General features: G+C 73.4%; 12 protein-coding genes and 1 rRNA gene. 11 read left to right on the top strand and 2 right to left on the bottom strand.

The annotated features are described in order from the left end of the window. Positions 1-92, top strand: a 5S ribosomal RNA gene (rrf, locus tag ACIQOE_RS31840); the annotation flags it as partial. 1,352 nt (positions 93-1,444) lie between these two features. Next, positions 1,445-2,323, top strand: coding sequence for a hypothetical protein (locus tag ACIQOE_RS31835; RefSeq protein ID WP_399013180.1), 879 nt, complete (start codon positions 1,445-1,447; stop codon positions 2,321-2,323). Positions 2,324-2,403: 80 nt separating this feature from the next. On the opposite strand, the gene ACIQOE_RS31830 is transcribed toward ACIQOE_RS31835, so the two are convergent. Further along, positions 2,404-3,687 (bottom strand): DUF1015 domain-containing protein, encoded by a 1,284-nt coding sequence (locus ACIQOE_RS31830; protein WP_365562670.1) that lies wholly within the window; start codon positions 3,685-3,687, stop codon positions 2,404-2,406. An 84-nt stretch (positions 3,688-3,771) separates the two neighbouring features. On the opposite strand from ACIQOE_RS31830, the gene ACIQOE_RS31825 reads away from it, so the two are divergent. From ACIQOE_RS31825 to ACIQOE_RS31810, 4 genes are all read left to right on the top strand, one after another. After that, the gene (locus ACIQOE_RS31825; RefSeq protein ID WP_401415072.1) at positions 3,772-4,800 is read left to right on the top strand and encodes an HAD-IIA family hydrolase; all 1,029 of its coding nucleotides are present in this window, start codon (positions 3,772-3,774) and stop codon (positions 4,798-4,800) included. Positions 4,801-4,861: 61 nt separating this feature from the next. Then, entirely contained in the window at positions 4,862-5,905 is a 1,044-nt protein-coding gene (locus ACIQOE_RS31820) for an iron chelate uptake ABC transporter family permease subunit (RefSeq protein WP_365562665.1), read from the top strand. A gap of 11 nt (positions 5,906-5,916) precedes the next feature. Then, positions 5,917-6,969 carry an iron chelate uptake ABC transporter family permease subunit gene (locus ACIQOE_RS31815; protein WP_365573359.1) on the top strand — a complete coding sequence of 351 codons (1,053 nt, stop codon included), beginning with the start codon at positions 5,917-5,919 and terminating at the stop codon, positions 6,967-6,969. Further along, positions 6,966-7,817: an ABC transporter ATP-binding protein gene (locus ACIQOE_RS31810; protein ID WP_351320738.1), complete on the top strand. Its 852-nt coding sequence runs from the start codon at positions 6,966-6,968 to the stop codon at positions 7,815-7,817. The genes ACIQOE_RS31815 and ACIQOE_RS31810 overlap by 4 nt, the downstream gene beginning before the upstream one ends. Here ACIQOE_RS31810 and ACIQOE_RS31805 read toward each other — a convergent pair. Next, a complete protein-coding gene (locus tag ACIQOE_RS31805) occupies positions 7,801-8,148 on the bottom strand; it encodes a sterol-binding protein (RefSeq protein ID WP_351320736.1) in 348 nt (115 codons plus the stop codon). The genes ACIQOE_RS31810 and ACIQOE_RS31805 overlap by 17 nt on opposite strands. A 42-nt stretch (positions 8,149-8,190) precedes the next feature. Between ACIQOE_RS31805 and ACIQOE_RS31800 the strand changes: the two genes are divergently transcribed. From ACIQOE_RS31800 to ACIQOE_RS31780, 5 genes are all read left to right on the top strand, one after another. Then, complete coding sequence (locus ACIQOE_RS31800) at positions 8,191-8,508, top strand: hypothetical protein (RefSeq protein WP_351320734.1); 318 nt, start codon at positions 8,191-8,193, stop codon at positions 8,506-8,508. Positions 8,509-8,515: 7 nt separating this feature from the next. Further along, positions 8,516-9,331 (top strand): TlyA family RNA methyltransferase, encoded by an 816-nt coding sequence (locus tag ACIQOE_RS31795; protein WP_351320732.1) that lies wholly within the window; start codon positions 8,516-8,518, stop codon positions 9,329-9,331. Further along, positions 9,328-10,233, top strand: a complete 906-nt coding sequence (locus ACIQOE_RS31790) for an NAD kinase (protein WP_351320730.1) — start codon at positions 9,328-9,330, stop codon at positions 10,231-10,233. The genes ACIQOE_RS31795 and ACIQOE_RS31790 overlap by 4 nt, the downstream gene beginning before the upstream one ends. Positions 10,234-10,390: 157 nt before the next feature. Then, on the top strand, positions 10,391-12,109 hold the full coding sequence (recN, locus tag ACIQOE_RS31785; RefSeq protein ID WP_365573784.1) for a DNA repair protein RecN: 1,719 nt from the start codon (positions 10,391-10,393) through the stop codon (positions 12,107-12,109). Between the two features lie 252 nt (positions 12,110-12,361). Beyond that, positions 12,362-13,495 carry a glycosyltransferase family 4 protein gene (locus ACIQOE_RS31780; RefSeq protein ID WP_401415068.1) on the top strand — a complete coding sequence of 378 codons (1,134 nt, stop codon included), beginning with the start codon at positions 12,362-12,364 and terminating at the stop codon, positions 13,493-13,495. Positions 13,496-13,497: the final 2 nt, after the last annotated feature.

The following is a 13,497-nucleotide window of genomic DNA, read 5'->3' as shown; positions in this document are numbered from 1 at the left end:
CGCCCGGTTACATTCCGAACCCGGAAGCTAAGCCTTACAGCGCCGATGGTACTGCAGGGGGGACCCTGTGGGAGAGTAGGACACCGCCGAACAATTTTTGAGGACCCCTGGTCACCAGCGTTCAGCTGGGACCAGGGGTCCTTTTGTTTTTACAATGCTTGCGGTACCGAAGACAGGAGTCACCATGTCCACCAACTCTCCCGACGAGCGACCGGAGCGCGACCAGCGGCGACGGGACAGTGGTGACCGCGGTGACCGTGGCGGGTACCGCGGAGACCGTCCCGACCGTGGCAACGACCGTGGAGACCGCGGCGGTTACGGCCGTCGCGACGACAACCGCGGTGGCGGTGGCGGTGGCTACGGCCGCCGTGACGACAACCGCGGTAGTGGATACGGCCGTCGTGACGACCGCCGAGGCGACGACCGCCGAGGCGACGAGCGCCGCGACGACAACCGTGGTGGTGGCGGTTACGCCCGCCGTGACGACCGACGTGATGACAACCGTCGGGACGACAACCGTGGTGGCGGGTACGGCCGGCGTGACGACAATCGCGGTTCGCGTCCGGCGTTCCAGCGGGACGACCGCGGCGACCGCGGTGGCTTCCGCCGCGACGACAACCGTGGCGGTGGCGGCGGTTACCGCGGCCGTGACGACCGGCGCGACGACCGCAGGGACGACCGGCGTGACGACCGTCCGGCGTTCCGTCGTGACGACCGCGACGATCGCGGCGGTCGCAGCGACTTCCGTCGCGACGACAACCGCGGTGGCGGCGGCTACCGAGGCCGTGACGACCGGCGCGACGACAACCGTGGCGGCGGCGGTGGCTACGGCGACCGCGGTGGCTTCCGGCGCGACGACAACCGCGGTGGTGGCGGTTACGCCCGCCGTGACGACCGACGTGATGACAACCGTCGGGACGACAACCGTGGTGGCGGGTACGGCCGGCGTGACGACAATCGCGGTTCGCGTCCGGCGTTCCAGCGGGACGACCGCGGCGACCGCGGTGGCTTCCGCCGTGATGACCGGCGTGATGACCGCAGGGACGACCGGCGTGACGACCGTCCGGCGTTTCGTCGTGACGACCGCGACGACCGGGGCGGCCGCAGCGACTTCCGGCGCGACGACAACCGCGGTGGCGGCGGCTACCGAGGCCGTGACGACCGCCGTGACGACCGGCGCGATGACCGCAGGGACGACCGTCGCGACGACAACCGCGGCGGCTTCCGCGGCCCCCGCACCGACGACCGTGGGCGCGGTCCGCGGCGCGACGACCGTCGTGACGACCGTGGCGGCTTCCGCCGTGACGACAACCGTGGCGGTGGCGGCGGCTACCGCGGCCGTGACGACCGGCGCGACGACCGGCGTGGCGACGACCGGCGCGGCGGTGGTTACGGACGGCGTGACGAGCGGGAGCGCGACCGCGACCGCGAGCCGATCAAGCGGCTGCCCATCCCGGAGGACGTCACCGGCGACGAGATCGACAAGGACGTACGGCAGGAGCTGCAGAGCCTGCCCAAGACGCTCGCCGAGGACGTCGCCAGGAACCTGGTGATGGTCGCGCGGCTCATCGACGAGGACCCCGAGGGCGCGTACGGCTACTCCAGGGTGGCCCTGCGCCTCGCGTCCCGTGTCGCCGCCGTACGGGAGGCCGCCGGCTTCGCCGCGTACGCCAACCAGAAGTACAGCGAGGCGCTGGCCGAGTTCCGGGCCGCGCGGCGGATGACCGGCAGCGTGGAGCTGTGGCCCGTCATGGCCGACTGCGAGCGTGGGCTCGGGCGTCCGGAGAAGGCGCTGGACATGGCCGGTGCCCCCGAGGTCCACAAGCTCGACAAGGCCGGCCAGGTGGAGATGCGGCTCGTCGCCGCCGGCGCCCGGCGTGACATGGGGCAGCTGGACGCGGCGATCGTGACCCTGCAGAGCCCCGAGCTGGCGTCGAGCTCCGTCCAGCCCTGGACGGCGCGCCTGCGGTACGCCTACGCCGACGCGCTGCTCGCGGCCGACCGGGTGAACGAGGCGCGGGAGTGGTTCGCGAAGGCCGTCGAGGCCGACCGGGACGGCAGCACGGACGCCTCCGACCGACTGGCCGAGCTGGACGGCGTCGAGTTCGTCGACGCCCTGAACGACGAGGACCAGGACCAGGACCGGGACGAGGAGCCGGACACGGACCTCGCCGACGACGCGGACGACGTGGACGAGTCCGAGGACTCTCCCGCCGAGACCGAGACCGAGACCGGGAGTGAGTCCGCGGCCAAGACCACGACCGACATCGCGCCCGCGCCCACGGACGAGGCCGACGCCGGGTCCGAGGCCGACAAGGACTGATCACTGCGTACGACGAAGGGCAGGCTCCGACCGGGGCCTGCCCTTCGTCGTACGCGCCGCCGGTCGGAGGAGACGCGCGCTCAGAAGTCGAGTGCCCGCAGGACCAGCCCGGAGGCCGGCTTCGGGCCGAACGACGTCGACTTGCGGGGCATCGTCACGCCCTGACGGGCCAGGTCACGGACGACCTCCTCGCGGACCGGGTGCAGGAGGACGGCGGTGCTGCCCGCCCGTTCGGCCTTGGCGACCGTCGCCGCCGTGTCATGGATGTACGCGATGTGCGCGTGCGAGTCCTCGGGGATCCGCCAGACGTGTTCGAGGAGGGTCGCGTGCAGGACCGTGGCGTCGAGGGCGCGCCAGGCGGCCGGGCGGTCGGCGGGGACCGTGCGGGCCAGGAGATCCGGGTCCGGGCGGTCGATGAGATGGAAGGCGCCGTCCCCGGCCAGCAGGAACGCGTTGCCGGTGCGGGCCGCGTCGGCGAGCGCCTCCTGGGCGCGCTCCAGCGGGACGTCGAGCCGCCGTACCCGGAAATGGTCCTGTACGGCCGTCAGGGCGTCCGCCACCGGCAGTCCGTGCAGCAGGCGGTGGATGGCCCGGACGCGCAGCGGATAGCGGGCGGTGTCGACCAGCAGCACCAGACCGTAGTCCCAGGGGCTCGGAGAGGCGTGCTCCGCGCGTAGACGCAGGTACGTGGCCCAGCGATGGTGGCCGTCGGCGATCAGGGCCTGGTGGTGGGACAGGTCGCACTGGACGCGTGCCACGTCGTCGGGGTCGGTGATCGACCACAGGCGGTGGTGGAAGCCGTCCTCCGTGGTGGTGGCGAGGAGCGGGGGCCGGCTCGCCGCCGCCTCGACGACCTCGGCGGCCGTGCCGTCGCCGCGGTAGGTCAGGAGCAGGGGTTCGAGGTTCGCGGAGGTCGCGCGCATCAGGGCCGCGCGGTCGGCGACCACCGGGGGCATGACCTCCTCGTGCGGCAGCACCACGCCCTCCGACGGTTCGGAGATCCGCAGGGCGCCGATGACCCCGCGCTGGACCATGCCGTCGCCGTCGTGCTGCTCGTAGACGTACAGGCCGGGTTCGGGGTCCACGGTGAGGATTCCCTCGGCCTGCCAGCGCTTCAGCGTGTCGGCCGCCTGTTCGGTCCCGGCGCTCGGGGTACCTGCCTGGGGCAGGATCAGGCGGACGATGTTGTGCGGGTCGGCGGACTGGAGGTGGGTTACGCCGTCGGGGCGTACGACGACGTCGTACGGCGGGGAAGTGACGGCGGCGAGGCTGCCGACCCGGTCGGGGTCGTAGCGGAGACCTCGGAACGGGTTGAGTTCCAGGCCTCGGCGCTCCGTTGCTTCCGAGTGACCTGCAGTGTTCATCCCGGCATCGTACGTGTGTCAGTGGCGTACGGGATGATCGACAGGGAATGGCGGGACAACGAAGAGTGACGAGGAGCGATGGGGATGAGCCAGGGCGTCAGGACGGCTCCGGAAGCCAGTGAACAGGCTCTGAGCACGGCGTATGACACGGCGCTGCTCGATCTGGACGGTGTGGTGTACGCGGGCGGCAGCGCGATCGCACACGCAGTGGAGTCGCTGGAGAAGGCGCGCGACGAAGGGATGCATCTGGCCTACGTCACCAACAACGCGCTGCGCACCCCGGACGCGGTGGCCGGGCATCTCACCGAGCTGGGCATCCCGACCGGTGCCGCCGACGTCATCACCTCGGCGCAGGCGGTCGCGCGGCTGATCAGCGAGCAGGTCCCGGCGGGTGCCCGGGTGCTGGTGATCGGCGGGGAGGGGCTGCGGGTCGCCCTGCGGGAGCGGGGGCTCGAACCGGTGGAGTCCGCCGACGACGACCCGGCGGCCGTGGCGCAGGGCTACGGCGGACCGGACCTGGCCTGGGGGCGGTTCGCTGAGGCGTCGTACGCGGTCGCGCGCGGGGTGCCGTGGTTCGCGTCCAACACCGATCTGACGATTCCCAGCGGACGCGGGATCGCGCCGGGCAACGGCGCGGCGGTGGAAGTCGTCCGGATCGCGACGGGCGCCGAGCCGCAGGTGGCCGGCAAGCCGCTGCCGCCGATGCACCGCGAGACGGTCCTGCGGACGGGTGCGGAGCGGCCGTTGGTGGTCGGTGACCGGCTGGACACCGACATCGAGGGGGCGTTCAACGGCGGGGTGGACTCGCTGCTGGTGCTGACCGGCGTCACCGACGGGCGGCAGCTCCTCGCCGCGCCGCCGCACCACCGGCCGACGTACGTGGACGCCGATCTGCGCGGGCTGCTGACCGGGCAGCCGGAGGTGACGGCGGCGGGCGACGGGTTCCGGTGCGGCGGCTGGACGGCCACGGCGGGCGCGGACCGGCTGGCGCTGGAGGGCGACGGCGAGGCGCTGGACGGGCTGCGGGCGCTGTGCGCGGCGGCCTGGACGGCGGCCGGTGACGGCTCCTGCGAGCTGGACGGGGGCAAGGCGCTGGCGCGGCTCGGGCTCTGAACCGGTGCCGCTCGGCGGACCGGGATCGAGAGCCGAGGGGAGGGTAGGCTAACCTAACCGGGTGTTGGTCGACAGTCCCCCCGAACAGCGCGCGGAGACCGCCCCCGCGCCCCCGAACCGCCGGGCGATACGGACCCTCGGGCTCCTCGTCTCCGCCGTGATCCTGATGCTCGTCGCCCTGGCGAGCATCGCGATCGGAGCGAAGGAGCTGCCGCTGGACCAGGTCTGGCACGGCCTGTTCCACGACACGGGGACCTACGGCGACGTGGTCGTCGACGAGCGGCTGTCCCGGACCGTCCTCGGCCTGCTGGCCGGTGCCGCCCTCGGCCTGTCCGGGGCGGTGCTCCAGGCGCTCACCCGCAACCCGCTGGCCGATCCCGGACTGCTCGGCATCAACGCGGGCGCGTCGGCCGCGGTCGTCACCGCCATCACCTACTTCGGTGTCAGCACGCTCGACGGCTATGTGTGGTTCGCCTTCGCCGGGGCGGCCGTGGTGGGCGCGCTGGTGTGGTTCCTGGGCGGCAGCCGCGGCGCCACTCCGGTCCGGCTGGCGCTGGCGGGCACGGCGATCAGCGCCGCGCTCTACGGCTACCTCCAGGCCGTGATGATCACGGACGGTGCGGCACTCAACAAGTGGCGTTTCTGGACGGTCGGCTCGCTGGCCTCCGCGAACGACTCGACGATCACGCAGGTGCTGCCGTTCATCGCGGCCGGCACGCTGCTCGCGCTCGGCCTCGCCCGGCCGCTGAACGCGGTCGCGATGGGCGACGACACCGCCCGTGCCCTCGGCGCGAACCTGGGCCGTACCCGGGCGCTGTCCATGCTCGCCGCCGTCGTGCTGTGCGGTGCGGCCACCGCGGCCTGCGGCCCGATCGCCTTCGTCGGCCTGATGGTGCCGCACGTGGTGCGCTCCTTCACCGGCCCCGACCTGCGGTGGATCCTGCCGTACGCGACGGTCCTGTCGCCCGTGCTGCTGCTCGGCGCCGACGTCCTCGGCCGGATCGTCGCCCGGCCCTCGGAACTCCAGGTCGGCATCGTCACCGCGATCATCGGCGGCCCGGTCTTCATTCTTCTCGTACGACGGCGGAGGACGGCCCAGCTGTGAGGAACACCGCTGTGAAGACGACTGCCGCACGGACCACGCGGACCCTGCGCACGCCCGGCGGGCTCTCGCTGCGGGCGGACCTGCGCTCGCTGGTCGTGGTGATCGCGCTGGTGCTGGCCGCGTGCGCCGCCGGTGTCGTGCTGATCGGTACCGGCGACTTCCCGATCTCCTTCGGCGACGTGGTGAAGACGCTGGCCGGCAACGGCACCGCGGGCCAGGACTTCATCGTCAACGAACTGCGGCTGCCGCGCGTCCTGGTCGGTCTGCTGGTCGGCGCCTCGCTCGGTCTCGGCGGCGCGCTGTTCCAGGCGATCTCCCGCAACCCGCTCGGCAGTCCGGACGTCCTCGGGCTCTCCCAGGGCGCGACGTCCGGCGCGCTCGTCGTCATCGTGCTGATGTCCGGGAGCGCCGCCCAGGTCACGGTCGGCGCGCTGGCCGGCGGTCTGCTGACCGGTCTCGCCATCTACCTGCTCGCCTGGAAGCAGGGCGTGCACGGCTACCGGCTGGTCCTGGTCGGCATCGGTGTCTCCGCGGTCGTCACCGCGGTCAACGGCTACCTGCTCACCAAGGCCGACTTCGTCGACGCGACCCGCGCGGTCGTCTGGATGACCGGCTCCCTGAACGGCCGGGACTGGAGCCAGGTCTGGCCGCTGCTCGCGCTGTGCGCGGTCCTCGTCCCGCTGGTCCTCGGCAACGCGCGCGGCCTGCGGATGATGGAGATGGGCGACGACGTGTCGCACGCCCTCGGGGTGCGCGTGGAGCGGGTACGGCTACTGCTGATGGTGTCGGCGGTCCTGCTGACCGCGGCCGCCACCGCCGCCGCCGGCCCGGTCAGCTTCGTCGCGCTCACCGCCCCGCAGCTCGCCCGCCGGCTGACCCGCTCGCCCGGCCCCAACCTGCTGCCCTCCCTGTGCATGGGCGCCGCCCTGCTGGTCACCGCCGACTGGGCCTCCCAGCGCGCCTTCGGCTCCGACCAGCTGCCCGTGGGCGTGGTCACCGGCGTCCTCGGCGGGGTCTACCTGCTGTGGCTGCTCGTCACCGAACGCCGGGCGGGACGGATATGAGCACGAACCCCGAGCCGGCGAGCACGAACAAGAAGAGGAACCCTGTGAACCGCCTGTCCGCCGAGAACGTCACCCTCGCCTACGACCAGCGTGTCATCGCCGAGCAGTTGTCGGTGGAGATCCCCGACAACTCCTTCACGGTGATCGTGGGACCCAACGCCTGCGGCAAGTCGACGCTCCTGCGCGCGCTGTCCCGGATGCTCAGGCCCAGCCAGGGCCGGGTGCTGCTGGACGGGCAGGTCATCCAGTCGATGCCGGCGAAGAAGGTCGCCCGCACCCTCGGTCTGCTGCCCCAGTCGTCCATCGCGCCCGACGGCATCACCGTCGGCGACCTGGTCGGCCGCGGCCGCTATCCGCACCAGGGACTGCTGCGCCAGTGGTCCGTCGAGGACGAGCGGGTCGTCCAGGAGTCGATGGCCCGGACCGGTGTCGCCGAACTCGCCGACCGGTACGTCGACGAGCTGTCCGGCGGCCAGCGCCAGCGTGTGTGGATCGCCATGGCGCTCGCCCAGCAGACCCCGCTGCTGCTCCTGGACGAGCCGACCACCTACCTGGACATCCAGCACCAGATCGACGTCCTCGACCTCTGCGCGGAGCTGCACGAGGAGCAGGGCCGGACGCTGGTCGCCGTGCTGCACGACCTCAACCACGCGGCCCGGTACGCCACCCACCTCATCGCGCTGCGCGGCGGCGAGGTGATCGCCGAGGGGGCCCCGCGCGACATCGTCACCGCCGAGCTGGTCGAGGAGGTCTTCGGGCTGCGCTGTCAGATCATCGACGACCCGGAGACGGGCACCCCGCTGGTGGTGCCCGCGGCCCGGAAGGCGCGGCTCACAGCAGCTTCCTGAGCCGGAACAGGTCCAGCAGGTTCGCGTCCAGCTTCACCCGGCCCGAGCCCCAGGCCCCGGCGAAGTTCAGCTCGCCGTCGACCAGGGCGACCAGGTCGTCGCCGGCCATGGCCAGCCCGATCTGTGCCTTGTGGCGCGGCGGGCCGGGAAACGTGTCCTCCACCTCGATCCGGCCGCCGGTGAGCCGGCCGGCGAAGGTGACGTCCAGGTCGGTGATGTGGCAGCTGACGGTGCGGTCCATGGCGGCGGCCGCGCGGACGTCGCCCTCGGCGCCGCCCATGGTGTGGGAGAGCTTGTCGAGTGCGGCGCGGCACTCCTCGATCGTGGCCATCGCGATCGACGGTACCCCAGCGGTTCGGGGTAGCGTCGGGGCATGACCGACTCTGTGCCCGAGGGCAGAGCGGCGGAGCCCGCGGAAGCGGTACCGGCCGAGCCCGAGTACGACCCCGCCGCCCCCGCCCCGCTGAACGTCCCCCGCACCCCCACCGGCGACGCCGAGGTGGACGAGCGGCTGGAGCGGCTGGCCGACGCCGACCACCTCGCCACGGACGGCCATCTGGAGGTGTACGAGGATGTACACCGGGGGCTGCGCGACGCGCTCACCGCGCTCGACACCCGCCCCGGACCCCCGGCGCCCGCACCGCACGGCGAGCGGGCGCCCACACCCTCGTACCACCAGAGCAGGAGCTGAACCGAACGTGGCAGGAGTCGCACGCCGCCGTCTGGACGCGGAGCTGGTCCGCCGGAAGCTGGCGCGCTCGCGCGAGCACGCCAGCCAGCTGATCGCCGCCGGGCGGGTCACCGTCGGCAAGACCCTCGCGACCAAGCCGGCGACCCAGGTGGAGACCGCCGCGGCCATCGTCGTGCAGTCCGACGACAGCGACCCCGAGTACGTGTCCCGGGGCGGCCACAAGCTGGCGGGGGCGCTGGCGGCGTTCGTGCCGCTGGGGCTCGCGGTCCAGGGACGGCGGGCGCTGGACGCCGGCGCGTCCACCGGAGGCTTCACCGATGTGCTGCTGCGCGCGGGCGCCGCGCACGTCGTCGCCGTCGACGTCGGGTACGGCCAACTCGCCTGGTCTCTGCAGAGCGATGAACGCGTCACCGTCAAGGACCGTACGAACGTACGCGAGTTGACGCTTGAAGCGATCGATGGGGAGCCTGTGGATCTTGTCGTGGGTGATCTGTCCTTCATCCCGCTCGGGCTGGTGCTGCCGGCCCTGGCGCGATGTGTGAAGCCGGACGCGGACCTGGTGATGATGGTCAAGCCGCAGTTCGAGGTGGGCAAGGAACGGCTGGGCAGCGGGGGAGTGGTACGGAGTCCGGAGCTGCGCGCGGAGGCCGTGCGGGGGGTGGCCGAGAAGGCGTGGGAGCTGGGACTCGGGGTGAACGGTGTCACCGCCAGTCCGCTGCCGGGCCCGTCCGGCAATGTCGAGTACTTTCTGTGGCTGCGGGCCGGGGCACCCCGACTGGACCCGGCCGACGTTGACCGTGCAGTGGCGGAGGGGCCGCGTTGACACAGAACCGAGCTCGTACTGTTTTCCTGCTGGCCCACACCGGGCGGCCCGCGGCCATCCGCAGTGCCGAACTCGTGGTCAAGGGGCTGCTGGCGGCCGGAGTCGGCGTACGGGTACTGGACTTCGAGGCCGCGGACCTGCCGCTGCCCGACGAGGTCGAACTCGTCGAGGAGGCCTCGCCGCACAGCCTCGACGGCTGCGAGCTGCTGATCGTGCTCGGCGGTGACGGGACGCTGCTGCGCGGCGCCGAGTTCGCCCGGGCTTCCGGGGTGCCGATGCTCGGCGTCAACCTCGGCAGCGTCGGCTTCCTCGCGGAGGCCGAACGGGACGACCTCGACAAGGTCGTGGACCGGGTGGTGAGCCGGGCGTACGAGGTCGAGGAGCGGATGACCGTCGACGTCGTCGTGCACCGCAACGGCGACATCGTGCACACCGACTGGGCGCTGAACGAGGCGGCCGTGCAGAAGGCGGGCGCCGAGAAGCTCCTCGAAGTGGTCCTGGAGATCGACGGCCGGCCGGTGACCGGGTTCGGGTGCGACGGGATCGTGCTGTCGACGCCGACCGGGTCCACGGCGTACGCGTTCTCCGCGGGCGGCCCGGTGGTGTGGCCGGAGGTGGAGGCGCTGCTGATGGTGCCGATCTCCGCGCACGCCCTGTTCGCGAAGCCGCTGGTGACCTCGCCGGACTCGGTGCTGGCGGTGGAGGTGCTGCCGCACATCCAGCCGGGCGTGCTGTGGTGCGACGGGCGGCGGACGGTGGAGCTGCCGCCGGGGGCGCGGGTGGAGGTGCGCCGGGGCGCGGTGCCGGTGCGGCTCGCCCGGCTGCACCATGCGTCGTTCACGGACCGGCTGGTGGCGAAGTTCGCGCTGCCGGTGTCGGGGTGGCGGGGGGCGCCGCAGTAGCGGTTCGTGGGGGGCCTGGGGAGCTTCGGCGGCCGCGGATGATCCCGGGCCTGTCGCGCTGTTCCTCGCGCCCCCTGGTATCTCCACCCGCCCGGGTGACAGGGTGCCTCGCGCTTCTCCTGCCCTACCTCGTAAGGTCTTCTCCGTGCTGGAAGAAATGCGGATACGGTCCCTCGGAGTCATCGACGACGCTGTCGTCGAGCTGTCGCCGGGGTTCACCGCCGTCACCGGTGAGACCGGTGCGGGCAAGACCATGGTGGTCACCAGCCTGGGGCTGCTGCTCGGCGGGCGGGCCGATCCCGCGCTCGTGCGGATCGGCTCCGACAAGGCGGTCGTCGAAGGACGGCTCACCGTGCCACCGGGGGCCTCCGCGGGCGTACGGGCCGAGGAGGCGGGCGCCGAGCTGGACGACGGCGCGCTGCTGATCAGCCGTACCGTTTCCGCCGAGGGCCGCTCCCGGGCGCACCTCGGCGGCCGCAGCGTGCCCGTGGGCCTGCTCGCGGAACTCGCCGACGACCTGGTGGCCGTGCACGGGCAGACCGACCAGCAGGGCCTGCTGAAGCTGTCCCGGCAGCGGCAGGCCCTGGACCGGTACGCGGGCGACGGGGTCGCCGTGCCGCTCGCCAAGTACGCCGAGGCCTACCGGCGGCTGCGGGCCGTCGCGGTGGAACTGGAGGAGATCGTCACCCGGGCGCGCGAGCGGGCCCAGGAGGCCGACATGCTGCGCTACGGCCTGGACGAGATCGCCGCCGTGGAGCCGCGGGCCGGCGAGGACGTCGAACTCGCCGAGGAGGCCGAGCGGCTCGGACACGCCGAGGCGCTGTCGTCGGCCGCGACCGCCGCGCACTCCGCGCTCGCGGGCAACCCCGAGGATCCCGAGGGCATCGACGCGGCCACCCTCGTCGCGGGCGCCCACCGCGCCCTGGAGGCCGTACGGTCGCACGACCCGGAGCTGGCCGCGCTCGCCGACCGGATCGGCGAGGTCGGGATCCTGCTCGGCGACGTGGCGGGCGAGCTGGCCGGGTACGCCGACGACCTGGACGCCGACCCGCTGCGGCTCGCCGCCGTGGAGGAGCGCCGGGCCGCCCTGACCGCGCTCACCCGCAAGTACGGCGAGAGCGTCGACGCGGTGCTGGCCTGGGCCGAGCAGGGCGCCGCGCGGCTGACCGAACTGGACGGCGACGACGAGCGGATCGGTGAGCTGACCGCCGAACGGGACGCCCTGCGCGCGGAACTGGGCGGGCTCGCGCAGGCGTTGACCGACGCGCGCACGGAGGCCGCCGAGCGTTTCGCGGCCGCCGTCACCGCCGAGCTGGGCTCACTGGCGATGCCGCACGCGCGCGTGTCCTTCGACATCCGCCAGACCGAGGACGCCGAGGGCGTGGAGGTCGGCGGCCGCACGGTCGTGTACGGCCCCTCGGGCGCCGACGAGGTCGAACTGCTCCTCGCCCCGCACCCCGGCGCCCCGCCCCGCCCGATCGCCAAGGGCGCCTCCGGCGGTGAGCTGTCCCGGGTGATGCTCGCCGTCGAGGTCGTCTTCGCGGGCACCGACCCGGTCCCGACGTACCTCTTCGACGAGGTCGACGCGGGCGTCGGCGGCAAGGCGGCGGTCGAGATCGGCCGCCGGCTGGCGAAGCTCGCCAAGTCGGCGCAGGTGGTCGTGGTCACGCACCTCCCGCAGGTCGCCGCCTTCGCCGACCGGCAGCTGCTGGTCGAGAAGACGAACGACGGATCGGTCACCCGCTCGGGCGTGAAGGTCCTGGAGGGCGAGGAGCGGGTCCGGGAGCTGTCCCGGATGCTGGCCGGCCAGGAGGACTCGGAGACGGCACGGGCGCACGCGGAGGAACTGCTCGCCGCCGCGCGGGCCGACGCCTGACAGGGCCGTCGGGGGCGCGGGAGCGTGCGTCCGGGGCGGACGCGAGGACGCGTCCGCCCCGCCGCGTGCGAGCCGGCGCCCACGCCCGCTCGGCTTGCCGTACTGTCACTCTCACGGGTGACACACTCCGGCGCGTGCCCCGCCCCGCCCCGGTATGCCCCACCCCGGAGCCCCGCGGTGCCCCCCTCGGCCCGATACCGTCTGTCCGTACCCTCGTGACCGCCCCGACGCCGAACACAGGAGCCCGGCTGCGTGAGCCCCGTGAGCAGCAACGCATCGCACGGCCAGTCGCCGCTGCGCACCGTGCAGGTGCTGGGCGGCGGCAACGCCGGCAGCAGTGCGCACGTGCGTTCGCTCGCCGCCGGTCTGGTCGCACGGGGCGTGCGGGTCACCGTGTGCGCCCCCGCCGAGGCCGATCGCGCCTACGGTTTCTCGGGTGTCGGCGCCGACCACGTCCACGTGCCGCGCAGCAGTGACCCGGGGTCGGTGGCCGCGCTGCGTGCCGCCTGCACCGACGCCGACCTGGTGCACGCGCACGGTCTGCACGCCTCCTTCCGTGCCGTGCTGGCGCTCAGCGGCCGCCGCACCCCGCTCGTCGTCACCTGGCACAGCCGGGCGGAGGCCGAAGGGGCGCGGGCGCATCTGCTGCGGATGCTGGAGCGGCGGGTGGCGCGCACCGCGGCCGTGGTGCTGGGCACCACCTCCGACCTGGTGGACCGGGCCCGCCGCACCGGCGCGCGGGACGCGCGGCTCGCCGCGGTGACGCTGCCGGGACTGCGCCGGCCCCCGGAAGGGGACGAGACGGACCGGCAGCGGCCCAAACTGCGGGCCGAACTCGGCGCCATGGGAAGGCCGTTGCTCGTCGCGGTGGGCTCACTCGACCGGCACCGCGGCTATGACGTCCTGCTGAACGCGGCGCGGGCCTGGTGCCGGCTCGACCCGGTACCGCTGCTGGTCATCGCGGGGGAGGGACCGCTGCGCCCGGTGCTCCAGCGGCGGATCGAGGCCGAGGAACTGCCCGTCCGGCTCCTCGGCGCCCGCGACGACGTCCCGCACCTGCTCGCGGCCGCCGACCTGGCCCTGCTGACCAGCAGCTGGGAGTCGCGTTCGGTGCTGGCCCAGGAAGCCCTGCACGCGGGCGTGCCCCTCGTCGCGACCGCCGTCGGCGGTGTCCCCGACCTGGTCGGCGACGCCGCCGCGCTCGTCCCCTACGGCGACGCGGTCGCCCTCGCCGACACCGTGCTGCGCCTCCTCGGCGACCCCGAGCGCCGCGAGGAACTGCGCGAGAAGGGCACCCGGCAGGCCGCGAGCTGGCCGACCGAGGACGAGACGGTCACCCAAGTGCTCAGCGTGTACGACGAGTTGACCCAGCCCCGGCCGCTGTAGCG

The organism is Streptomyces sp. NPDC091282 (genome assembly GCF_044757385.1).
Lineage (GTDB): Bacteria > Actinomycetota > Actinomycetes > Streptomycetales > Streptomycetaceae > Streptomyces > Streptomyces gramineus.
This window is presented reverse-complemented; position numbering and strand designations above follow the sequence as displayed.

Excerpts from the sequence above, each read along its gene's own strand:
- ACIQOE_RS31830 (WP_365562670.1), bottom strand. The coding sequence starts at position 3,687 with ATGAACACTGCAGGTCACTCGGAAGCAACGGAGCGCCGAGGCCTGGAA.
- ACIQOE_RS31825 (WP_401415072.1), top strand. The coding sequence starts at position 3,772 with ATGAGCCAGGGCGTCAGGACGGCTCCGGAAGCCAGTGAACAGGCTCTG.
- ACIQOE_RS31810 (WP_351320738.1), top strand. The coding sequence starts at position 6,966 with ATGAGCACGAACCCCGAGCCGGCGAGCACGAACAAGAAGAGGAACCCT.
- ACIQOE_RS31805 (WP_351320736.1), bottom strand. The coding sequence starts at position 8,148 with ATGGCCACGATCGAGGAGTGCCGCGCCGCACTCGACAAGCTCTCCCAC.
- ACIQOE_RS31800 (WP_351320734.1), top strand. The coding sequence starts at position 8,191 with ATGACCGACTCTGTGCCCGAGGGCAGAGCGGCGGAGCCCGCGGAAGCG.
- recN (WP_365573784.1), top strand. The coding sequence starts at position 10,391 with ATGCGGATACGGTCCCTCGGAGTCATCGACGACGCTGTCGTCGAGCTG.